Below are 21231 nucleotides of genomic sequence, written 5' to 3'. Positions count from 1 at the left end.
GAGACCCATCGTCCCTGAGCCTGTCGATCCCTGGGACCCTGAGCTCGTCGGAACCACCTGGGTCCCTGAGCCTGTCGGAACCACCTGGGTCCCTGAGCCTGTCGAAGGGCCCTCAACGCAAACCCCGAGGAGACACACATGTCCACCCGCGCCCTCGTCGTCGTCGGCGGCGATGACACCCATCACGACCTCCTGGGCGCCGCCGACGTCCTCACCCGCATCGGCGCCGGAGCGGGATTCGCCACGGCTCCCGCGGTCGGCCTGCAGCGCTTCGTGAACGCACGGCCCGAGACGGCGGATGCCGACGTCTTCGTGCTCTACACCTCCGGCGCCTCGTTCCCCGCGGAGCAGCAGGCCGCGCTCGCCGCGTCGGTCGCGGCCGGCAAGGGTCTCGTCGCGCTGCACATGTCGAACGTGATGAGCGACCCCGAGGGCGCCGACCGGGCGTTCTTCGACCTGCTCGGCAACCACTACCTCTCGCACGGCCCCGGGCATCACGAGGGCCGTCATCGCATCGACGTCATGGCGCAGCATCCGATCACCGACGGCGTCTCGGGCTTCGAGCTCTTCGACGAGTACTACGAGTTCGCCTTCGCCGACGACGACCACCTCGTGCTCGCCGAGCGCACGCGAGACGACGGCGTGCGCATCCCCGTGCTGTACGCGCGCGAGGTCGGCGAGGGCCGGGTCGTCTACCTCGCCCTCGGGCACGACATGCGCTCGTGGGGCGAGCCGTCCTTCCGGCGGCTCGTCGCCCAGGCGATCCGCTGGGCGGGTCGCGCATGAGCGCCGCGCTGCCCGGCGCGGCCGTCATGCTCTACACGGTCGACGCGCTGCTCGACGACGATTTCGAGGGTACGCTCGAGCGCATCGCCGTCCTCGGCTATCAGGGCGTCGAGACCTACGGCCTGCATGGCCGCTCCGCGGCCGACGTGAAGCGGATGCTGCAGCGCACGGGCCTGACCCTCGTGAGCTCGCATGCACCGTTCCCCTTCGGGCCGGATGCCGCGCGCATCCTCGACGAGTACGCCGAGCTCGGCGCCCCCAACCTCGCCTGGAGCATGGAGGCGGAGGAGTTCGACTCGCTCGACGCGATCGAGCGGGGGCTCGAGCGCGTGAACGGAGGGGTCGAGGCGGCGAAGGCCTACGGCATGACCGTGGCGTATCACAACCACCACGCGGAGTTCCGGAACGTCATCGACGGCCGGAGCGCCTACGACCAGCTGCTCGAGCGCCTGCATCCCGACGCCCGCGTCGAGTTCGACATGTACTGGGCGGCGGTGGGCGGCGCGTCTCCCGCCGCGGTCGTGCGGTCGATCGGCTCGCGTCTGCGCTACCTGCACGTGAAGGACGGCCCGGCGCTCACCTACGGCGGCGACACGCTCGTGCCGATCGGGCAGGGGACGGTCGACGTTCTGGGCGCGCTGCGCGAGCCGTCGACGCTCGAGTGGCACATCGTCGAGCTGGAGAAGCTCGACGTCGACCCGTTCGACGCGCTCGCCGAGTCGTACCGCTACCTCACCGAGCACGGCGTGACGGCGGGTGCGCGATGAGCGCGCTGCGGGTGCTCTTCCTGGGCGGTGCGGGCATGATCGGCTCGGCGGTCGCGCGCGAGGCGGTGGAGCAGGGGATCGACCTCACGGTCGTGACCCGTGGCGAGCATCGGCGCCGGCTGCCGGCCGAGGTGCGCGGCATCCGCGCCGACGTCCGCGATCGGGCGGCGCTCGACGACGCGCTCGACGGCGCTGAGTACGACGTCGTGGTGAACTGGGTCGGGTTCTCCCCGAACGACGTGCGTCCCGACGTGGAGCGCTTCGCCGGACGCACGGGCCAGTACGTGTTCGTCAGCACCTGCTCGGTCTTCGGCCGCCCCGTGCCCCAGCTGCCGATCACCGAGTCGAGCCCGCGCCGGCATCCGGTCTTCGGGTACGCTCGCGAGAAGCTCGCGGCCGAGCTGGTGCTCGAAGAGGCGTACCGCGAACGGGGGCTGCCGCTCACGATCGTGCGGCCGATGCACACGTACGACGAGACGACCATGATCTTCCCGGTGACGTGGACGGCGATCGAGAGGATGCGGCGCGGTCTGCCCTCCGTCGTCCACGGCGACGGCACATCGCTGTGGACGCTGACCCACTCGAGCGACGTGGCACGGGCGCTGATCCCGCTGCTGGGCAACACGCACGCGATCGGCGAGAGCGTCAACCTCGTCGGCGGCGACATCCTCACGTGGGACCAGATCCACACGACGCTGGCCACGGCCGCCGGCATCCGCGATCCACGACTCGCGCACTTCTCGAGCGAGGCGATCGGACGTGCGGTCCCCGGGTGGGCCGAGGTGCTGCAGGAGGACTTCCGCCACTCGATCCTCTTCGACACGACGAAGCTGCGGCGGCTGGTGCCCGGCTACCACCCGCGGATCTCGTTCTCGGAGGGGGCGCGCCGCATCATCGCCTGGCACGAGGAGGACGCGTCCCGCCGCGCGTTCGACGACGACCTGTCGGCGGCCTTCGACCGCCTGATCGCGAACGGATGACATGACCGACCTCTCCCTCCAGCTGTACAGCGTCCGCACCGAGCTCGGCGAGAAGCGGCCCGAGACCCTGCAGCGCCTCGCCGACCTCGGCTACGCCCGGGTCGAGCCCTACGACATCCTCCGCGATCCGCAGCGGCTGGCCGACGAGCTCGCGGCCGCCGGCCTCGCGGCGCCGACCGCGCACGTCAAGCTTCTCGACGCGCCGATCGACGAGGTCCTGGCCGCGGCGAAGGCGGTGGGCGTCGAGACGCTGATCGTGCCGTGGGCCGACCCTGCGCTCTTCGCCGACCGCGCGGGCGTGGAGTCGCTCGCTGCGCGCATCAACGCCGCCGCGGAGCGCGCCGCCGCCGACGGGCTGCGCGTCGGATACCACAACCACGACTTCGAGTTCTCGACGCTGATCGACGGGCGCGCCGCCTGGGAGCTGCTCGTGGACTTGCTCGACGAGCGGGTCGTGCTCGAGGTCGACACCTTCTGGGCGAGCGTCGGCGGAGCCGACGTCTTCGAGCTGCTGCCGCGACGGGGCTCCCGCATCCGTTTCGTGCACGTCAACGACGAGGAGCCCGAGCCCGATGATCCGCCCACGCTCGGCGTGCCCGTCGTGGGGCGGATGCGCGAGGTCACGGCGCTGGCCGCGCGCACGGCGGAGCTCGTCGTGGTCGAGGTCGTCGTCGACGGCGATCCGATGCCCGCGATCGAGCGCAACACCCGGTTCTTCCAAGAGGCCCTCTCGTGAGCGGCGGACCCGTGCGCGTCGGTGTCGTCGGGGCGGGCAACATCTCGGACGAGTACCTCACGACCCTCTGCGCGGCTCCGGGGATCGACGTCATCGGGATCGCCGACCTCGACCGTTCCCGGGCGGCCGCGCAGGCGGCCACCTATGGCGTGCCCTTCTCCGGCGACACCGCCGGCCTCCTCGCCCTGCCCGGGCTCGAGCTGGTCGTGAACCTCACGATCCCGGCCGTGCACGCCCAGGTCGCGCTCGAGGCGATCGCCGCCGGGAAGCACGTCTGGGGCGAGAAGCCCCTCGCGCTCGATCGCGCGTCGGCTCGAGCAGTGCTCGATGCGGCCACGGCGGCGGGGGTGCGCGTGGGCAACGCCCCCGACACGGTGCTCGGCCGCGGCATCCAGTACTCGCAGCAGCTGATCGCCGACGGGCGGATCGGCACGCCGCAGACCGTGCTCACCCTCATGCAGGGGCCGGGGCCCGACGCGTGGCATCCGCGCCCCGAGTTCCTGTTCGCCCGCGGTGCGGGCCCGCTGTTCGACATCGGCCCGTACTACCTCACGACCCTGGCCCTGCTGTTCGGCCCGGTCGACACGGTGCAGGCGCGGGGTCACCGTGCCTTCGACGTGCGTACCGTGCCGTACGGCGAGCGCGCGGGCGACCGCATCCCCGTCGAGGTCTGGACGCACGTCAGCGTTCTCACGCGCTTCCGATCGGGCGTGGTCGGCACCTCGATCTACAGCTTCGACTCGCCTGTGCGTCGGCAGTTGTTCGAGGTCACGGGTTCGGGCGGCACACTGACCGTGCCGGTGAGCGGGTTCGACGGCGCCAGCACGTTCGTGCCGTCGGGTCAGCCGCAACCGCAGCCGATCGAGCTCGCGCCACCGGGCGTCGAGCGACGGCGGGGCGTGGGGGTGATCGAGATGGCGGAAGCCATCCGTGCCGACCGCGAACCGCGGGCCAGCGGCGCGCTCGCGTTCCACGTGCTCGACACGATGCTGGCGATCGAGGAATCGATCGAAGCCGGCCGCCCCGTCGCCGTCGACGGTGATTTCGAGCCCCTCCCCGCGGTCGCGCCAGCCTGGCCTGACGAGCCGGCCTGGCCCGACGAGGCTTCCCCCTGATGACCGGAGGCGACGGAAGCGGTGTCGTGGAGGACTGGCAAGTGGTCGTTACTGGTATGGTGCTCAGGCGCACCGTTCCGCACGGAGCTGTCCGGAATCGAATCGAAATCTACAGCCCAGGGGGTCAACGATGACGAGCATCAGTGAATCGCCGATCCGCGCGGACTACCCGGAGCCGCTGTGGATCCAGGCGGTGAATCTCATCAAGGTCGAGATCGACTCGGGCCGGCTGAGCGAGGGCATGCGGCTTCCGCCGGAGCGCGAGCTCTGCACGCAGCTCGGCATCAGCCGTGTGACGCTGCGCAAGGCGCTGCTGCAGCTCGTCGACGAGGGCGTGCTGAGCTCCTCCCACGGCCGCGGATGGTACGTCGCCTCGGCCCCGGTCGCGAAGGAGTGGCCCAACAGCCTCGAGTCGTTCAGCGAGACCGCGCGCCGCATGGGGCTGGAGTCGACCTCGGTCGTGCTGCGCGCCGAGATGGGCTACGCGAGCCTCGACGAGGCCGAGGCGATCGGCGTCGCGCCGGGCACCCCCGTCTTCCGGCTCGACCGCATCCGTCTGCTCGACGGGGTGCCCATCGCCCTCGACGCCTCGGTGGTCCCCGCCGCGCTTCTGCCCGACGTGACCGACACCGACTTCTCGGCCGAGTCGCTGTACGACCTCCTCGACGCCGCCGGATCGGGCCCGCAGCGCGCCGACAGCACCGTCGAGGCGCGTGAGGCCGATGCGCAGTCGGCCGAGGCCCTGCACGTGACCGAGGGCAGCCCCCTGCTGGTGATGCGCCAGGTCGCTCACGGATCGGACGGTCGCGTCGTCTCGCTCTCGACCATCCGCTACGTGGGCGAGCGGTACCGGCTGCGCACGGTCTTCACCCGCGGCGCCGGTCCGACGCGCTGAGCGCGGTCAGACGAGCCGGTTCGCGAGGAACCACGCGCCGGCGACGGGCGGCTCGTCCAGCAGCACGAGACGCAGCTCCGGATGCTGCCGCGCGAGCAGCTCGCGCACGGCATCCGCGAGACGCGGCTGCGCCGTGATCACGCCACCCGCCGCGACGACCGCGTCGCCGACGGCGCCCCGACGACGCAGCTGATCGACGAGCCTCACGAGGTGCGCGGCACCGGCCCGGACGACCTCGGCGGCGAGAGACGACCCGGCGTCGGCCGCGCGGAAGACCGCGGGCGCGCGCGGACCCCAGTTGGCCATGGTCGGCTCGTCGTTGACGAGTCGCGCCAGACGCTCGGCATCCGCCGCCCCGAAGTCGGCGAGCAGCGCGGAGAGGAGGCCGTCGTCGGGGTCGCCGTCGTCGTGTGCGAGCAGCGCGGCGCGGGTCGCCTCGCGCACCAGTCCCGCCGCACCCGCCTCGTCGCCGATGACCCAGCCCCAGCCGCCCGTCACGAGGGCGGCCCCGCGGCGGTCGGCGCCGACGCCGATCGCACCGGTTCCCGCGATCAGTCCGATGCCGGCGTCGATGCCGGCCGCCGGGACGAGCAGCGCGGCGTCGTTGACGCAGCGCACCCGTTCGACGCCGCGACGCCGGAGCGCCGCCTCGAGGTCGCGGGCGACCTCGTCGTTGTCGAGTCCCTGTGCGCCGATCGCGAGGGCGCCGATCGCCGCGCCGTCGGGGAGGACGCGGCTGAGGATCTCGAGCAGCCAGTCCGCCGCCGCGTCGGCAGGCTCGGCATCCCATTCCGCCGAGCTCGCCACCGCATCGGCCACCGGCGCACCTTCACGGGTCGTGGCGCGCACGGCCGCCTTGGTCCCGCCGACGTCCATGCCGACGATCAGGTCGATCATGGGCGCAGCGGTTTCGGGCGGTCGTGTCACTGCGCGGCTCCGGCCTGCAGACCGGTGTCGACCTTGGTGTCGTCGTTGTGGAAGACGAACTCCTCGATGTCGACGCCCCGCAGGTCGGCGACTCGAGCCACGAGCCCCTGCAGGACCAGGGCCTCGAGCACGGCGCGGGCGTTCGACGACGTCTCCGGCAGCCGCACGACTTCGAGGTGCGCGTCGGCCGCGACGTCATCGGTGGTGATGAGCACCACACGGTGCCCGGCCGAACTCAGCGTCTGCGCCACCCGGTGCTCGCGGTCGCTGCCGAACAGCACGTGCGCCCCTTCACCGGCGGACTCCATCGAGCCGTGCAGGTACTGCCGCGTGCCCATCGCGCTCGCCGGGATGCGCGCGACCTCGCGGAAGAGCAGCGCACCCGCCTCGGCGGAGCCGGTCGACGGGCCTGCGCCGACGAAGTCGAGGCTGGGCGCCGAGGCGATCAGTGCCGCGGCGCGGCCGACGGAGGGAGCGAGCACCGTCTCAGTCTCGCGGAACATCGCGGCGAAGTCATGCCATGCGGGGTCGACGACACCCCCCGCCCACGCCTCGGCCAGCATGCTCACGGCGACGACGGTGGCGGTGTAGCCGATGGTCGAGGCGTAGCTGTCGGGGATCGAGCCCAGCCCGACGAGGTGCGTGGCGAGCTCGGCCAGCGGTGAGGGCACGGTGTTCACGACGCCGTAGCGCGACGAGGCGGGAATGGTCTCGAGTGCCGCGATGGTCTCGCTGCTGCGCCCGCTCTGCGAGACACCGACCACGGGGTGCCGACCGGTCGTGAGCGGCAGCGGGGTGTCGCCCGCGTCGAGGCGCCAGGCGGTGATGCCGCGCTCGCGCAGGTGCCACACGGCGGGGGCGGTGGCGGCGAGACTGGCGCCGATGCCGAGGAAGAGCGGGCCGACGCCGTCGAGGGCACCGCCGGCGGTCAGGGCGCCGACCTGCGTCTCGATCCGGGGGATCGCCGAGGCGAGAGCGTCGGCCTGCCCCGCGGTGGCCTCGGCGTAGCTGATGTAACCGTCCATGTCGTTCCTTGTGCTCGACCGGTCAGTGCCCGGCGTGGTGGTCGTGGTGATCCGGCGCGGCGCAGTGGGCGTCGGATGCCGGGATGTCGAGGGAGGGGTTGCGCCCGAAGAAGCCGTGCGGCTTGAGCACGAAACCGCAGGTGTCGACGGGCATGATCGGCCAGTCCTCGACGCGCGGGAAGTGGGTGAGGCCGAAGGTGTGCCACAGCACGATGTCGGTGCCGTCGACCGAGCGGTCGGCGGAGACCCACTGCGGCAGGCCCGCACCGCCGGGGTGCAGGTTGACGAAGTCGCCCGCCGGATACAGCTCATCGGGCTGGTACGGCGTGACCCACAGATGCTTGGTGGTGAACGTGGCGCGCTTGTGGATGTCGGACTCGCTGTCGGCGAGGAGCAGCGGCTTGCCCTCGGGGTACAGCATCCATCCGACCGGCTCGCCGAGACGGTTCTGCACCTCGGTGCTGCCGACGAACCAGGTGCGGCCGGTGAGGTTGGAGGCGATGCGCTGCGCCTCGGACTCGGTGCGCAGGCGCGTGACGCTCTGCGTGAACCCGGTGCCGTGCGGATTCTGCGGTCCGCGCGGCACGGCCACGGCCTCGAGCTCGTCGACCGCATTGGCCAGTCCGTCGACGGCGACGTCGAGGCGGGCGCTGAAGAGGTGCTGGTGATTCGGGGCGCCGAGGCCCGGGGCGACCTCGGTCGCGAACGGGTAGCCCTTGCCGGGGTGGGCGGAGGTGAAGACGATGCCGGTCGCCTTGACCTCGAACTCGATCGTGCCGTCGAGGCCGAAGTACCAGTAGAAGCCGTAGTCGTAGTTGCCGACGGTCATGAAGAAGCTGACCACGAGGCGGCGGTTGCGGCGGGTCTCGGACGATCCGTTCCAGTTGTCGGAGTGCTTCCACAGGATGCCGGCGTCTTCCTCGTGGATGCAGATGGCCTGTCGCACCACGCGCGGGGCGCCGTCGTTGCCGGCGACCACGGCGTCGAGGTAGGTGATGTCGCCCACGCAGTCGCAGCCGAGTTCGAGCGAGTTCGCGAATCCGCCGAACAGGTACTCGCCGCCGTCGAAGAAGTTCTGGAACCAGCGCTGCGGACTGGGGTCGCCGTACGGCACGACCATCTCGGCGATCGAGGCTCGGTAGAGCACCGAGCGCTGCTCGCCGCCGTCGGCGATCGACACGTCGTGCAGCACGAGACCTTCGCGCTGGTCGAAGCCGACCTGCAGACGCCATCCCGCCCAGTCGAGCACGCCGTGCTCGTCGATCGAGAAGCTCGGCCCTTCGGGCTGGCTGATCTCGATGGGCTTCAGGCCCGTGCGGTCGGGGCCCCGCCAGGAAGGCAGGTGGTAGTTGCCGTCCTCCTGCGGCACCGGGAGGTCGACGTGGTCGATCACGTCGAGCACCTCGCCGGTGACGACGTCGACCATCACGGTGACGCCGTCGACGGGATGCGCCCAGCCCAGGTCGTCGGGGGTGCGCTGCACGAAGGTGAAGCAGCGCTGGATGCGCCGCCCCCGCTCGTCGTCGGCGAGCACGCCCGCCGAGAGGGGGTTGACGCGCAGCTGGCTGAGATCGGTGAGGCCGCGCTTCGCCATCGCGGCGATCCAGCGCTCGTCCTGATGGACGACCTCCTCGACGAACCCGAACTCGCGCAGCACCACGGGCACGGCCCCGTCGACATGGGGGTCGAGCTCTCGCGACGAGATCACCGACCGGGCGGCGGGGTCGACGACGACGTCGTGCGAGATGCCCGTGGTCATGTCGATGAGGAAGCTGCGAACCAGCCGCGGCAGCTCCTCGCCGGCGATGAGCCGTCTCTTGTCGGGTGCGGCGAGGCCGACGTAGGAGTAGTGCGTCTGGGCGGTCGCGATGCCGGCGGCCTCGAGGGTCGCGCGGTTGGCGGCGATCTCCTCGGCGGCGAGCGTGGCGAGGAGCGCGTTCGCGCCCGCGGGCAGGATGGTCGTCATTGCGGATCTCTCCTTGTCGGTGGGGTCGCGAGCGTCATCGCTCGAGACGCACGGGTTCCCACGTTCCCGAGCGCATGGCGCGGTAGCAGGCGTCGAGGATGCAGTTGACGATCCAGCCGTCCTCGAAGGTCTCCGAGGGCCGGGTCCCCGCCGCGTAGTGGTCGACGAAGTGGCGCATCTGCTGGGAGAACCCGTAGGCACGGGTCTCTTCGGGAACCGGATGCACCCAGCCGGTCTCGGCATCCGCCTTCTCCACCAGATATCCGACGGGGTTGCCGATGAAGCCCCAGACGGGGGTGACCGACGTGTCGGTCACCAGGCGCCCGTCCGAGCCGCTGAACTCGTGCCGAAGCTGCATCCCGCCCTTCTCCGTCCACGACGACTCGATGATGGCCAGCTGGCCGCCAGCGAACTTGAGCAGGGCGACCGCGGTGTCCTCACCGGTTGTCTTGTCGGAGTGGACCATCGTCGATCCCCAGGCGAAGGCCTCGGTCACCGGATTGTCCTTGCCGAAGAAGTGCCGGGCCGACTCGACCGTGTGGCAGCCCATGTCGAGCAGAGCCCCGCCGCCGGCGGTCTCGGCGTTCCAGAAGTGCGGGGCGTGCGGACCGGAGTGGGCCTCGCGGGCGCGCATCGTGAGCAGCCGGCCGATGCCGCCCGCCTGAGCCATCTCGTGCGCCTTCTGCACGTTGGGCGAGAAGACCGAGCTCTCGGCGTAACCGTGCCAGACGCCGGCGTCGTCGACGATGCGCAGGATCTCGGCCGCCTCGGCGCCGCTGCGCGCCAGCGGTTTGGTGCAGATGATGCCCTTGCCCGCGGCAGCGGCGATCCGCACCGCCTCCACGTGGACCTCGTTGGGCAGGGCGACTACCACGATGTCGATCTCGGGGTCGGCGCACAGGTCGGCGATGTCGGTGTAGGTCGACGGGCTGTCCCATCGGGCGGCGAAGTCGGCCGCGCGCTGCGGATCGCGCGAGAAGTTGGCGGCCAGAACGGCATCGCGCACGTCGAGCAGGGAGTCGGCGTACGAGTCTGCGATGAACCCGGAGCCGAGGATGCCGACACGAATCACGGTTGTCTCCTCACGTTGTTGTCCACAACATACCACTTGTCTCAATCCTGTCTACCTTTTTCGAATACCTCTTGCTACCGCATTAGGACCTATATATGCTGACCAGCACCACGCGCCGCCGCAATGGTGTGGCAGGTCCGAGGACCGCGCGTCACTTCAGAGAGAAGGTCAAGATGCGCTCCGCCACTGCACCGCTCGCCGCCCTCGCTGTCACCACGCTGGTCCTCGGCCTCGCCGGCTGTGCGACCGCGTCGGGTGACGACGACGACTCCGTCACGATCACCCTCGGAACCTGGCGCACCGAAGACGCCACGATGTGGGAGAACGACATCATCCCCGCGTTCGAGGAGAGCCATCCCGGCATCACCGTCGAGTACGCACCGATCGACACCAACGACTACAACGCCGCGATCCAGTCGCAGATCGACGGCGGCACCGGACCCGACGTCATCATGTGCCGGCCCTTCGACGTGAACCGCTCGTGGATCGACAAGGGCTACTTCGATGCGCTCGACGGGCTCGACGCGATCGGCTCGTTCCCCGAGTCGGCGCTCGCCGCCTGGGAGGGCGACGACGGCACGCCGTACTGCGTGCCGGTGGCCTCGGTCCTCGCCGGCTTCTACTACAACACCGCGATCTTCGACGAGCTCGGCCTCGAGGTTCCGAAGACGCAGGACGAGTTCATCGACGTGCTCGACGCGATCAAGGAGGACGGCACCTACGCGCCGCTCGCCCTGGGCAGCGCCGACGGCTGGCAGCTGGCCTACAACATGCTCTACCAGGTCGGCCCGAACGCCTGGAAGGGCGAGGAGGGGCGCCTCGGTCTCATCGACGGCAGCCAGAAGCTCACCGACCCCGACTTCGTCGAGGGGTTCCGCATCTTCGACTCCTTCAAGGACTACCTGCCGAGCGGCTACGAGTCGATCTCCTATGAGGACATGACTCAGCTCTTCACCCTCGGGAAGGCGGCGATCCTCCCCGACGGCTCGTGGCAGATCACACAGGTGACCTCGACCGGCCTCGACGTCGGCGTCTTCGGGGCGCCGCCGGCGGCCGAGGGTGACCAGCGATATCAGCAGGAGATGGCCGACATGGCCTTCGGCCTCAATGCCGAGAGCACGCAGAAGGAGGCCGCGACGGAGTTCCTCGAATGGCTGGGCACGAGCGACTTCCAGCAGCTCTACGTCAACAAGCTCCCGGGCTTCTTCTCCATGGGCTCCGAGTCGGTGCAGTACGACAACCCCCTCGCTCAGGAGTTCGCCTATCTGAAGGAGGGCGCGGAGCTCACCTCTCGTCTGGCGCTCGACCGCCTCAGCGCCGGTCAGCCGCCGCTCGACGACGAGATCTGGCGCGTGGCCCAGCTGATGTACAACAGCGGGCTCTCGCCAGAGGAGGCGACCGCTGAGCTGCAGGCGGGACTCGACTCCTGGTACACGCCCACGCCGTGACGCACAGCCGGGGGCGGCGCACCCGCCCCCGGCATCCTCCGATCCTCGAGCGAAGGCCTCCACATGATCCGCACTCCCGCCCGTTACCGCCTGCTGGCGATGTTCGCCCTGCCCGCGCTGGTGGTCTATGTGGCCTTCGCGGTCTACCCGCTGCTCAGCTCGGTCGTGCTCAGCTTCTTCGAGTCCACCGGCCGGGCGAGTTCCTTCGTGGGCCTGGCGAACTACGTCGACCTGTTCACCAACCCCAGCACCAGCGCCCGGTTCTGGAACGCGCTCGGCAACAACGTCGAGTTCTTCCTCATCCACCTGCTCGTCGAACTGCCGGTCGGACTGCTGATGGCCGCTCTGCTCACCTCGGGCCGGATCCGCCGTTCGGTGGGCGTCTACCGCACGCTGCTGTTCGTGCCCGCGACCCTGTCGGTCGTGATCGTCGGCTTCATCTGGCGCCTCATCATCAACCCGCTCTGGGGCCTGGTCGAGTTCCCCCTCCTCGGCACCGAGGCCACCGCGCTTCCGACCATCTCGCTCATGTCGGTCTGGCAGTACATCGGCATCCCGATGATCTTCCTCTACACGGCTCTGCTGGCGATTCCCGACGACGTGATCGAGGCGTCGCGCATCGACGGCGCGAACTCGTGGACGACGTTCTGGCGGATCAAGTTCCCCCTCATCGCGCCACAGTTCGGCCTCATCGTCATCCTCACCTACATCTGGACCTTCAACGGCTTCGACATCGTCTACGCGCTCAACGGCTCGGCCCCCGGCCCGAACTACTCGACCGACATCCTCGGCACGTTCTTCTACCGCTCGTTCTTCGGATCGAGCGGACAGGTCGCCGACCTCGACCTCGGGGCCACCGTGGCGTCGGTGATCTTCCTGCTCATCCTCGTGACGACGGCCGTCTACTTCTGGGCCGTGCAGCGCCGACTGAAGACCTACGAGCTCTAGGAGCCCTCATGGCCATCGACACCCGACCCGCTCCGGCATCCTCGCCCCAGGCGCCGACGCTCCCCGTGCCGGCGCCTCGTCGTCGCCCGCGCCGCCTGCGCGACGTGCTCGCCGGAGGCGGCGTGCACCTGACGCTCATCGTCATGGCGATCTTCTCGATCGTGCCGATCCTCATCGTCCTGATGAACTCGTTCAAGACGACGCAGGGCATCTTCGGCTCGCCCTTCGCGCTGCCGGATGCCGAGACGTTCAACCTGCAGGGCTACATCAACGTCTTCACGCGGGGCAACTTCCTGCTCAACTACCAGAACAGCCTGATCGTCACGATCGCGACCATCGTGCTCACCATCGTGCTGGGCACGCTCGCCGCGTGGGCGCTCGTGGAGTACAAGGTGCCGATCACCCCCGTGCTGGCCGGCTTCTTCGTGGTCGGCATCATGCTCCCGATCCGTCTGGGCACGGTGCCGCTGATCAAGATCATGACGACGTGGGCGCTGATGGACACGCTCACGGCGCTGATCCTCGTGTACACGGCGATGCAGCTCCCGCTCGCGATCGCGCTCATGACCACGTACTTCCGCGCCGTGCCGACCGAGCTCAAGGAGGCCGCGCGCATCGACGGCGCGGGCGAGTGGCGCACGCTCGGCATCACCCTGCCGATCGTGCGCGTCGGCATCGCCGCCGTGGCCTCGATCACGATGCTGCCGGTGTGGAACGACCTCTGGTTCCCGCTCATCCTCGCGCCGAGCAAGGAGAACCAGACCGTGACGCTCGGGGTGCAGCAGTTCGTCGGGCAGTTCCAGAACGACTATCCCGCGCTGCTCGCCTCGCTGACGCTCGGCGCCGTGCCCCTCGTCATCCTGTTCGCCGTCTTCTCCCGGCAGTACATCGCCGGACTCACCAAGGGCTACGGCAAGTAGGCCGCGCCCCGCACCGATCCGAAGGAGTCACCATGACCATCGCGACCATCGATCCGAGCACCGGCGAGCTGGTACGGGAGTTCCCGGCTCACACCGCCGACCAGGTCGAGCAGATCCTGGCGCGGGCGGATGCCGCGAACGCGCTCATGGCCCGGTCGACGTTCGCCGAGCGGGCGGAGTGGATGCGGCGGGCGGCTGATCTGCTCGACGCCGATCTCGAGCATGCCGCCGGTCTCGCCGTGCTCGAGATGGGGAAGACGCTCGGCACCGCGAAGTACGAGGTGACGAAGTCGGCGAACGGCATGCGCTGGTACGCCGACCACGCCGAGGAGTATCTGGCGGCGGAGGAGCCCGTGCCGGCGGCATCCGTCGGGGCGTCGGCGGCGCGCGTCGAGTTCCAGCCGCTGGGAACCGTGCTCGCGGTGATGCCGTGGAACTATCCGTTCTGGCAGGTCATCCGCTTCGCCGCCCCCGCCCTCATGGCCGGGAACACCGGGCTGCTCAAGCACGCGTCGAGCGTGCCGCAGACCGCGCTGTACCTCGGCGAGCTGTTCGAGCGGGCCGGGTTCCCGACGGGTGCGTTCCAGACGCTGCTGATCGAGGGTGCCGCGGCGTCGGCCCTCATCGACGACCGTCGCATCCGTGCCGTGACGCTCACGGGGTCGGTCGGCGCGGGGGCCGCGGTGGCGGCGGCAGCGGGACGGAACATCAAGAAGAGCGTGCTGGAGCTCGGCGGCACCGACGCGTTCATCGTGTTGCCGTCGGCCGACGTGGCCCGCTCGGCGCAGATGGGGGCGGCGTCGCGTACGCAGAACAGCGGCCAGTCGTGCATCTGCGCCAAGCGCTTCTTCGTGCACGCCGACGTCTACGACGAGTGGCTCGAGGCGTTCGTGGGACACATGAGCGCGACCACCGCCGGTGACCCGCGTGCGGAGGGCACCGGTTTCGGCCCGATGGCGACCGCGCAGGTGCGGGCTGACGCGCACGAGCTGGTGGCGGATGCCGTCGCGAAGGGCGTGACCGTTCACACGGGCGGAGAGCTGCCCGACGGCCCTGGGTGGTTCTACCCGGCGACGGTGCTCACCGGGGTGACGCCCGAGATGCGGATCTTCCGTGAGGAGTGCTTCGGCCCGGTCGCCTGCGTCTACAAGGTCGCGTCGATCGACGAGGCGATCGCTGCGGCGAACGACTCCGACTTCGGACTGGCCGCGGGGGTGTGGACGACGGATGCCGACGAGATCGCGCGGCTGCAGCGGGAGCTCGAGTTCGGCAGCGTGTTCGCGAACGGGAACTCGGCCTCGTTCTTCGGGCTGCCTTTCGGTGGCGTGAAGGACTCCGGCTACGGGCGCGAGCTCGGATCGTTCGGCATCCGCGAGTTCGTGAACGCGAAGACGGTGTGGACGGCCTGACGGCGGTCGCGGCGGCGCCCGTTCGCGGAGGTTCGCCCTCACGGACGGGCGTCGGCGTTCATGTGGTGGCGGCGGCGGGAATGCTGGCGCTCATGGTGCCGGCGATGCTTCTCGGTCATGCTTCGCTGGCGGGCATCGCGGCGACGTTCGCGTTCTTCGCGTGGGCGGCGGTGGCGGCGCGGTGGGGCCGGGGTCGGGTGCTCGCGACTGGCGCCGTCGGCGATCCGTTCGCCATGGGGCTGCTGATGGCGGCGCCGTATCTCGCACTCGGACTCGGCGGGCACGCCCATGGCGCGGTGAGCGGATCGAACGGACCGTGCGCCACGATGCTGCTCGCGCTGAGCGTGGTCGTCGGATGGACGGCGCTGCGCGCCCGCGCCGCACGAGCGGACTTCGCGGGGCGGCTGGCCTTCTGGTCGTGCCTGCTGATGATGCTGGGGATGCTGGCGGTGATGAGCGTCTCACCCGGATGAGTGCGGGCCGAGTCGGGTCGCTTACGACGGCTTCCGGGAATATCCGGGCTGGGGTTACAGTTGTCTCGGATACCCGGGAGGGGTATCAAGGATCGAGGAGACGACATGACCACGAACGAGTACCAGGTGACGGGCATGACCTGCGGGCACTGCGAGATGTCGGTTCGTGAAGAGGTCGGCCGGGTGGACGGTGTCGAAGACATCGAGGTGAGCGCTCAGACGGGTCGGCTCTCGGTGACCGCGGCCGCCGACATCGACGACGCGCAGATCCTCGCCGCCGTCGAAGAGGCCGGCTACTCGGCCGTCCGGGCGTCATGAGCACCGCCGCCCCTCAGGCCGCCGGATCGGGCGTCGAGCTCGAGATCGGCGGCATGACCTGCGCCTCCTGCGCCATGCGCATCGAGAAGAAGCTCAACAAGCTCGACGGCGTCACGGCGACCGTGAACTACGCGACCGAGAAGGCGAAGGTCACCGTGCCCGAGGGGTACGACCCCGCCGCGCTGATAGCCGAGGTCGAGAAGACGGGCTACACCGCGTCGTTGCCGGCGCCGAAGGCGGCAGCATCCGTCGATGAGGATGTCGATCCTGAACTGCGCTCGCTTCGCAACCGCCTGATCGGCTCGATCGTGCTCACGATCCCGGTGATCGCGATGGCCATGATCCCGGCGCTGCAGTTCACGTACTGGCAGTGGGCGTCGCTCGCGCTCGCCGCACCCGTGATCGTCTGGGCGGGGTGGCCGTTCCACCGGGCCGCGTGGATGAACCTGCGGCACGGTGCGGCCACCATGGACACGCTCATCTCGCTGGGCACCTCGGCCGCGTTCCTCTGGTCGCTGTACGCGCTGTTCTTCGGAACGGCGGGAACCCCCGGGATGACGCATCCGTTCGAGTTCTCGCTCGCGCCGTCCGACGGCGCGGCGAACATCTACCTCGAGGTGGGCGCGGGCGTGACGATGTTCCTCCTCGCCGGCCGCTACTTCGAGAAGCGGTCGAAGAAGCAGGCCGGTGCCGCACTGCGGGCCCTGCTCGAACTCGGCGCGAAAGACGTGTCGGTGGTGCGTGACGGCGTCGAGGGCACGATCCCCGTCGACGCACTGCGCGTCGGCGACCGATTCATCGTGCGGCCGGGGGAGAAGATCGCGACCGACGGCGTCGTCGTCTCGGGCACCTCGGCGGTCGACGCCTCGATGCTGACCGGGGAGTCCCTTCCCGTCGAGGTCGCCGAGGGCGACGCGGTCACCGGAGCGACCACGAACGTCGGCGGCCGGCTGATCGTTCGCGCGACGCGCGTCGGGTCCGACACGCAGCTCGCGCAGATGGCCCGCCTCGTCGAAGAGGCGCAGACCGGCAAAGCCGAGGTGCAGCGTCTCGCCGACCGGATCTCGGGCGTCTTCGTGCCGATCGTCATCGTCATCGCGGTCGTCACCCTCGGGGCATGGCTGGGGGCGGGCTTCCCGGTCGCCGCCGCATTCACCGCGGCCGTGGCGGTGCTCGTGATCGCCTGCCCCTGCGCTCTCGGTCTCGCGACTCCGACCGCGTTGCTCGTCGGCACCGGTCGCGGCGCGCAGATGGGCATTCTCCTCAAGGGTCCGGAGGTGCTCGAGTCCACGCGGTCCGTCGACACGGTCGTGCTCGACAAGACCGGCACGGTCACCTCGGGGCGGATGACGCTGATCGACGCGATCGCCGAGCCCGGTGTCGATCGCGCCGAGCTGCTGCGGCTGGCCGGAGCGCTCGAAGACGCGTCGGAGCATCCGATCGCTCGGGCGATCGCGACGGCGGCGACGCAGGAGACCGGGGCGCTTCCGGCGCCCGAGGACTTCGCGAACATCGAGGGCACGGGCGTGCAGGGAGTCGTCGACGGGCACGCCGTGCTCGTCGGCCGCGAGTCGCTGCTGGCGGAGTGGTCGCAGCATCTGAGCCCCGAGATGGCGAAGGCCAAGACGGATGCCGAGGGGCAGGGCAAGACCGTCGTCGCCGTCGGCTGGGACGGCCGCGCCCGCGGCATCCTCATCGTCGCCGACCAGGTCAAGCCGACCAGCGCGGAAGCGGTCGCGCAGCTCGAGGCTCTCGGCCTCACGCCGGTCCTCCTCACCGGCGACAACGACACGGTCGCGCGGCGGATCGCCGCCGAGGTCGGGATCGACGAGGTCATCGCCGACGTTCTCCCGGCCGACAAGGTCGACGTCGTCCGCCGCCTGCAGGGCGAGGGCAAGGTCGTCGCGATGATCGGCGACGGCGTCAACGACGCCCCGGCGCTCGCGCAGGCCGATCTCGGACTCGCGATGGGAACGGGAGCGGATGTCGCGATCGAAGCATCCGACATCACCCTCGTGCGCGGCGATCTGCGCAGCGCCGTCGACGCGATCCGGCTGTCGCGCAAGACGCTCGGCACGATCAAGACCAACCTGTTCTGGGCGTTCGCCTACAACGTCGCGGCGATCCCCGTCGCCGCGCTCGGCATGCTGAACCCCATGCTCGCGGGCGCGGCGATGGCGCTCTCGAGCGTGTTCGTGGTCGCGAACAGCCTGCGGCTGCGGGCCTTCCGCAGCGTCGTGCGGCGGTGAGCCCGCCGAGACCCCGGCTTGTCGCCGAGACCCCGCCCTGCGGGCGTCAGCACGCCGGGGTCTCGACGAATGCCGGGGGTCTCGGCGGTGTGAGAGATTGAACCCGTGACCTCTGCCGACCTCGCGCCCCCGCGCCGCACTCTGCTCGTCGGCTTCGGCAAGCTCGGATCGCGACTCGCTCCGAGGCTGCTCGCCGACGGCGGCGAGGTGTTCGCCCTGCGCCGCGGCGACGGCGGGCTCCCCGACGGCGTCGTCGGCATACGCGCGGATCTCGCGGCGCCCCTCGACCAGCGGATGCCGGAGGTCGACGCGATGCTCATCACGCTGCCGCCGGCCGGGGGCGTCGGCGGCTACCGCGCCGCTCTGGCGCACCTCGCGGCGGCCCTGCCCGCCGTGCCCGAACGCACCGTGTTCGTCTCGTCGACCGGCGTCTTCGAAGGCTCGGCATCGGGCGCGCCGATCACCGAGCGCGACGAGCCCGCACCGGCATCCGATCGCTCTCGCGAGCTGTACGACGGCGAACGTGCCGCGATCGAGCTGTTCTCCGCGGTGATCGTGCGACCGGCCGGGATCTACGGACCCGGCCGAGGATTCCTGCAGCGGAAGGTGCGCGAGCACGCGGTCGTGAACCACCGCCGGCGCACGAATCGCGTCCACGAGGTCGACCTGGTGCGCGCGCTCGACCTGCTGCTGCGGACGCCCGACCCGCCGGCGCTCGTGCACGCCGTCGATCAGGCGCCGGTCCCGCTGGGCGAGGTGGTGACGCACATCGCCGCGCTTCTCGGCGTCGAGCTTCCGCCCGACGATCCGGCCGGGGAGCCGACCGGTCTCGTGCACGACGGCGCGCTGCTCCTGTCGCTTCTGGGCGAGCTCGACTACCCGACCTATGCGGAGGGCTACGCCGACATGATCGACCGCGGCCCGTGATGTCCGCGAACCCGAGCATGATGGAGAGACGCCTCAACGACCCCCGGGAGCCCGCATGACATCCGCCGCAGCCTTCGACACCATCGAGGTGGAGCACCTCCGTCGGATCGGCGGCCTGAAGTGGTCGACGTTCCCCGACGCGATGGGCGCCTTCGTGGCCGAGATGGACTTCGGGGTGGCTCCCGGCATCGCCCGGGCGCTGCACGAGGCGGTCGATCAGGGTCTCTTCGGATACCTCCCGACGGCCCTGGCCGACGACATGTCGGCCGCGACGGCCGACTGGCTGCGTGACGTGTACGACTGGGACGTGCCGGCATCCGACGTGCATCCGATCGCCGACGTCATCCAGGGTCTCGAGCTCGCGATGGAGCACTTCTCCGCACCGGGCACGCCCGTGATCGTGCCGACGCCGGCCTACATGCCGTTCCTCTCGGTGCCGCCGATGGCGGGACGCGATGTCATCCAGGTGCCGATGACCGTGTCGGACGGGCGGTACTCCCTCGACCTCGACGGCATCGACGCCGCGTTCCGCGCCGGGGCGAACCTGCTGATCCTCTGCAACCCGTACAACCCGGTCGGTCGGGTCTTCTCACGCGACGAGCTCGTCGCCGTGAGCGAGGTCGTCGAACGACACGGCGGACGCGTGTTCTCCGACGAGATCCACGCGCCTCTCGTCTACGCGCCGGCCCGGCACGTTCCGTACGCCTCGATATCGGATGCCGCGGCGGCGCACACCGTCACGGCGACGTCGGCGTCGAAGGCCTGGAACCTGCCCGGTCTGAAGACGGCGCAGATCATCCTGAGCAACGACGCCGACCGGGCGACCTGGGAGCCGATCGGCATGATGGCCTCGCACGGCGCCAGCAACCTCGGCGTCATCGCCAACACGGCCGCCTATCGCGACGACCGCGGATGGCTGGCCGAGGTGACGGCGTATCTCGACGGCAATCGCCGGTTTCTCGGTGAGGCGCTGGCGGCGCGCATACCCGAGATCGTCTACCGCGAGCCGGAGGGCACCTACATCGGCTGGCTCGACGCGCGTTCGCTCGATCTCGGCCCCCGGCCCGCCGAGTTCTTCCGCGCGAAGGCGGGCGTCGCCCTCACCGACGGCTCGGCCACGGGCACGGCGGGGATCGGGTTCCTGCGGTTCGTCTTCGCGACGCCACGACCGATCATCGAGCAGGCCGTCGATCGCATGGCCCAAGCGCTGGCCCGGCGCTGAGATCCACACCGAGGAAGAAGGACGATGACGTACACCGCTGAACCCACCCGATACAACTCCCTCCAGACGGCCCGATCCGGCCGGAGCGGTCTCATCCTGCCGCGGGTGTCGTTGGGCCTCTGGAACAACTTCGGCGAGGACCGCACCCTCGAGTCGCAGCGCGCGATCCTTCGTCGCGCGTTCGATCTCGGGGTCTTCCACTTCGACCTCGCGAACAACTACGGCCCGCCCGCCGGAAGCGCGGAGCGCAACTACGGGCGCATCCATCAGCTCGACTTCCGCCCCTACCGCGACGAGCTCGTCATCTCGACGAAGGCCGGCTACCGCATGTGGGACGGCCCGTTCGGCGAGTGGGGCTCGCGCAAGTCGATGGTCGCGTCGCTGGATCAGTCTCTGCAGCGTCTCGGACTCGACTACGTCGACGTCTACTACTCGCACCGGCCCGACCCCGAGACCCCGATCGAAGAGACGATGGGAGCGCTGGCCGCGGCCGTGCGGCAGGGCAAGGCGCTCTACGTCGGCATCTCGAACTACTACACCCCCGAAGAGACGCGCGCGGCCGCGGCCGCTCTGCGCGCCGAGGGGGTTCCGCTCACGATCCATCAGCCGCGTTACAACATGTTCGATCGCCGCATCGAGGAGTCGGGTCTGCTCGACACCCTGCGCGAGCTGGGCTCGGGCGCCATCGCCTTCTCGCCGCTCGATCAGGGGCTGCTCACCGACAGGTACCTCCGGGGTATTCCGAGCGACTCGCGCGCGGCGACCGGCCGGTGGATGAGCGAATCGAACATCACCGAGGCCTACCTCGACCGCGCTCGAGCGCTCGACGAGTTCGCCCGCGGTCGTGGCCAGACGCTGGCCCAGCTCGCCATCCAATGGGTGCTGCGCGAGCCCGGGGTGACGAGTGCCCTCATCGGCGCCTCGAGCGTGGAGCAGCTCGAAGACACGCTGCGGGCGCTCGAGGGCGCCCCGTTCACCGACGACGAGCTCGCCCGGCTCGAGCCGCTCGCCGCGAAGCCCTGACCCGCACGGGCGGGCGCCCGTGCCG

General features: G+C 70.3%; 20 protein-coding genes. 16 read left to right on the top strand and 4 right to left on the bottom strand.

What is annotated here, in order from left to right:
* Positions 1–138 precede the first annotated feature (138 nt).
* The 6 genes from AB3M90_RS10010 to AB3M90_RS09985 all read left to right on the top strand — a co-directional run bounded on the left by AB3M90_RS10010 (position 139) and on the right by AB3M90_RS09985 (position 5279).
* Positions 139–786 carry a ThuA domain-containing protein gene (locus AB3M90_RS10010; protein ID WP_412951810.1) on the top strand — a complete coding sequence of 216 codons (648 nt, stop codon included), beginning with the start codon at positions 139–141 and terminating at the stop codon, positions 784–786.
* The gene (locus tag AB3M90_RS10005) at positions 783–1553 is read left to right on the top strand and encodes a sugar phosphate isomerase/epimerase family protein (RefSeq protein ID WP_412951809.1); all 771 of its coding nucleotides are present in this window, start codon (positions 783–785) and stop codon (positions 1551–1553) included. Before AB3M90_RS10010 ends, AB3M90_RS10005 begins: the two co-directional genes overlap by 4 nt.
* Complete coding sequence (locus AB3M90_RS10000) at positions 1550–2533, top strand: NAD-dependent epimerase/dehydratase family protein (protein WP_412951808.1); 984 nt, start codon at positions 1550–1552, stop codon at positions 2531–2533. The genes AB3M90_RS10005 and AB3M90_RS10000 overlap by 4 nt, the downstream gene beginning before the upstream one ends.
* A 1-nt stretch (position 2534) precedes the next feature.
* Entirely contained in the window at positions 2535–3269 is a 735-nt protein-coding gene (locus AB3M90_RS09995; RefSeq protein ID WP_412951807.1) for a TIM barrel protein, read from the top strand.
* Positions 3266–4384, top strand: coding sequence for a Gfo/Idh/MocA family protein (locus tag AB3M90_RS09990; protein WP_412951806.1), 1119 nt, complete (start codon positions 3266–3268; stop codon positions 4382–4384). Before AB3M90_RS09995 ends, AB3M90_RS09990 begins: the two co-directional genes overlap by 4 nt.
* 130 nt (positions 4385–4514) lie before the next feature.
* Entirely contained in the window at positions 4515–5279 is a 765-nt protein-coding gene (locus tag AB3M90_RS09985; protein ID WP_412951805.1) for a GntR family transcriptional regulator, read from the top strand.
* Between the two features lie 6 nt (positions 5280–5285).
* Here the strand turns inward: AB3M90_RS09985 and AB3M90_RS09980 are convergent, their stop codons facing one another.
* Genes AB3M90_RS09980 through AB3M90_RS09965 form a run of 4 tightly spaced genes read right to left on the bottom strand, consistent with a single transcriptional unit; the run spans position 5286 to position 10269 of the window.
* On the bottom strand, positions 5286–6176 hold the full coding sequence (locus AB3M90_RS09980) for an N-acetylglucosamine kinase (protein ID WP_412951804.1): 891 nt from the start codon (positions 6174–6176) through the stop codon (positions 5286–5288).
* A 26-nt stretch (positions 6177–6202) separates the two neighbouring features.
* Complete coding sequence (locus AB3M90_RS09975; protein ID WP_412951803.1) at positions 6203–7231, bottom strand: SIS domain-containing protein; 1029 nt, start codon at positions 7229–7231, stop codon at positions 6203–6205.
* A 22-nt stretch (positions 7232–7253) separates the two neighbouring features.
* Positions 7254–9197 (bottom strand): primary-amine oxidase, encoded by a 1944-nt coding sequence (locus AB3M90_RS09970; protein ID WP_412951802.1) that lies wholly within the window; start codon positions 9195–9197, stop codon positions 7254–7256.
* Positions 9198–9231: 34 nt separating this feature from the next.
* Positions 9232–10269, bottom strand: a complete 1038-nt coding sequence (locus AB3M90_RS09965; protein ID WP_412951801.1) for a Gfo/Idh/MocA family protein — start codon at positions 10267–10269, stop codon at positions 9232–9234.
* Between the two features lie 173 nt (positions 10270–10442).
* Here AB3M90_RS09965 and AB3M90_RS09960 point away from each other — a divergent pair, with 173 nt between their 5' ends.
* From AB3M90_RS09960 to AB3M90_RS09915, 10 genes are all read left to right on the top strand, one after another.
* Positions 10443–11717: an ABC transporter substrate-binding protein gene (locus AB3M90_RS09960; RefSeq protein ID WP_412951800.1), complete on the top strand. Its 1275-nt coding sequence runs from the start codon at positions 10443–10445 to the stop codon at positions 11715–11717.
* A gap of 63 nt (positions 11718–11780) precedes the next feature.
* Entirely contained in the window at positions 11781–12665 is an 885-nt protein-coding gene (locus tag AB3M90_RS09955) for a carbohydrate ABC transporter permease (protein WP_412951799.1), read from the top strand.
* Positions 12666–12673: 8 nt separating this feature from the next.
* A complete protein-coding gene (locus tag AB3M90_RS09950) occupies positions 12674–13585 on the top strand; it encodes a carbohydrate ABC transporter permease (protein ID WP_412951798.1) in 912 nt (303 codons plus the stop codon).
* A gap of 32 nt (positions 13586–13617) precedes the next feature.
* Positions 13618–14994: an aldehyde dehydrogenase family protein gene (locus AB3M90_RS09945; protein ID WP_412951797.1), complete on the top strand. Its 1377-nt coding sequence runs from the start codon at positions 13618–13620 to the stop codon at positions 14992–14994.
* Entirely contained in the window at positions 14982–15467 is a 486-nt protein-coding gene (locus AB3M90_RS09940) for a hypothetical protein (RefSeq protein WP_412951796.1), read from the top strand. The genes AB3M90_RS09945 and AB3M90_RS09940 overlap by 13 nt, the downstream gene beginning before the upstream one ends.
* Positions 15468–15572: 105 nt before the next feature.
* Complete coding sequence (locus AB3M90_RS09935) at positions 15573–15785, top strand: heavy-metal-associated domain-containing protein (protein WP_412951795.1); 213 nt, start codon at positions 15573–15575, stop codon at positions 15783–15785.
* Positions 15782–18034, top strand: coding sequence for a heavy metal translocating P-type ATPase (locus tag AB3M90_RS09930; protein ID WP_412951794.1), 2253 nt, complete (start codon positions 15782–15784; stop codon positions 18032–18034). The genes AB3M90_RS09935 and AB3M90_RS09930 overlap by 4 nt, the downstream gene beginning before the upstream one ends.
* A gap of 105 nt (positions 18035–18139) precedes the next feature.
* Entirely contained in the window at positions 18140–18961 is an 822-nt protein-coding gene (locus tag AB3M90_RS09925) for a sugar nucleotide-binding protein (RefSeq protein WP_412951793.1), read from the top strand.
* A 55-nt stretch (positions 18962–19016) separates the two neighbouring features.
* Positions 19017–20183 carry a MalY/PatB family protein gene (locus AB3M90_RS09920; RefSeq protein ID WP_412951792.1) on the top strand — a complete coding sequence of 389 codons (1167 nt, stop codon included), beginning with the start codon at positions 19017–19019 and terminating at the stop codon, positions 20181–20183.
* A gap of 24 nt (positions 20184–20207) precedes the next feature.
* Complete coding sequence (locus AB3M90_RS09915) at positions 20208–21206, top strand: aldo/keto reductase (RefSeq protein ID WP_412951791.1); 999 nt, start codon at positions 20208–20210, stop codon at positions 21204–21206.
* Positions 21207–21231: the final 25 nt, after the last annotated feature.

This window comes from Microbacterium martis, assembly GCF_047246685.1.
Taxonomy (GTDB): domain Bacteria; phylum Actinomycetota; class Actinomycetes; order Actinomycetales; family Microbacteriaceae; genus Microbacterium.
This window is presented reverse-complemented; position numbering and strand designations above follow the sequence as displayed.

Excerpts from the sequence above, each read along its gene's own strand:
- AB3M90_RS09945 (WP_412951797.1), top strand. The coding sequence starts at position 13,618 with ATGACCATCGCGACCATCGATCCGAGCACCGGCGAGCTGGTACGGGAG.
- AB3M90_RS10000 (WP_412951808.1), top strand. The coding sequence starts at position 1,550 with ATGAGCGCGCTGCGGGTGCTCTTCCTGGGCGGTGCGGGCATGATCGGC.
- AB3M90_RS09955 (WP_412951799.1), top strand. The coding sequence starts at position 11,781 with ATGATCCGCACTCCCGCCCGTTACCGCCTGCTGGCGATGTTCGCCCTG.
- AB3M90_RS09995 (WP_412951807.1), top strand. The coding sequence starts at position 2,535 with ATGACCGACCTCTCCCTCCAGCTGTACAGCGTCCGCACCGAGCTCGGC.
- AB3M90_RS09985 (WP_412951805.1), top strand. The coding sequence starts at position 4,515 with ATGACGAGCATCAGTGAATCGCCGATCCGCGCGGACTACCCGGAGCCG.
- AB3M90_RS10005 (WP_412951809.1), top strand. The coding sequence starts at position 783 with ATGAGCGCCGCGCTGCCCGGCGCGGCCGTCATGCTCTACACGGTCGAC.
- AB3M90_RS09930 (WP_412951794.1), top strand. The coding sequence starts at position 15,782 with ATGAGCACCGCCGCCCCTCAGGCCGCCGGATCGGGCGTCGAGCTCGAG.
- AB3M90_RS09980 (WP_412951804.1), bottom strand. The coding sequence starts at position 6,176 with ATGATCGACCTGATCGTCGGCATGGACGTCGGCGGGACCAAGGCGGCC.
- AB3M90_RS09915 (WP_412951791.1), top strand. The coding sequence starts at position 20,208 with ATGACGTACACCGCTGAACCCACCCGATACAACTCCCTCCAGACGGCC.
- AB3M90_RS09970 (WP_412951802.1), bottom strand. The coding sequence starts at position 9,197 with ATGACGACCATCCTGCCCGCGGGCGCGAACGCGCTCCTCGCCACGCTC.
- AB3M90_RS09920 (WP_412951792.1), top strand. The coding sequence starts at position 19,017 with ATGACATCCGCCGCAGCCTTCGACACCATCGAGGTGGAGCACCTCCGT.
- AB3M90_RS09975 (WP_412951803.1), bottom strand. The coding sequence starts at position 7,231 with ATGGACGGTTACATCAGCTACGCCGAGGCCACCGCGGGGCAGGCCGAC.
- AB3M90_RS10010 (WP_412951810.1), top strand. The coding sequence starts at position 139 with ATGTCCACCCGCGCCCTCGTCGTCGTCGGCGGCGATGACACCCATCAC.
- AB3M90_RS09935 (WP_412951795.1), top strand. The coding sequence starts at position 15,573 with ATGACCACGAACGAGTACCAGGTGACGGGCATGACCTGCGGGCACTGC.
- AB3M90_RS09950 (WP_412951798.1), top strand. The coding sequence starts at position 12,674 with ATGGCCATCGACACCCGACCCGCTCCGGCATCCTCGCCCCAGGCGCCG.
- AB3M90_RS09960 (WP_412951800.1), top strand. The coding sequence starts at position 10,443 with ATGCGCTCCGCCACTGCACCGCTCGCCGCCCTCGCTGTCACCACGCTG.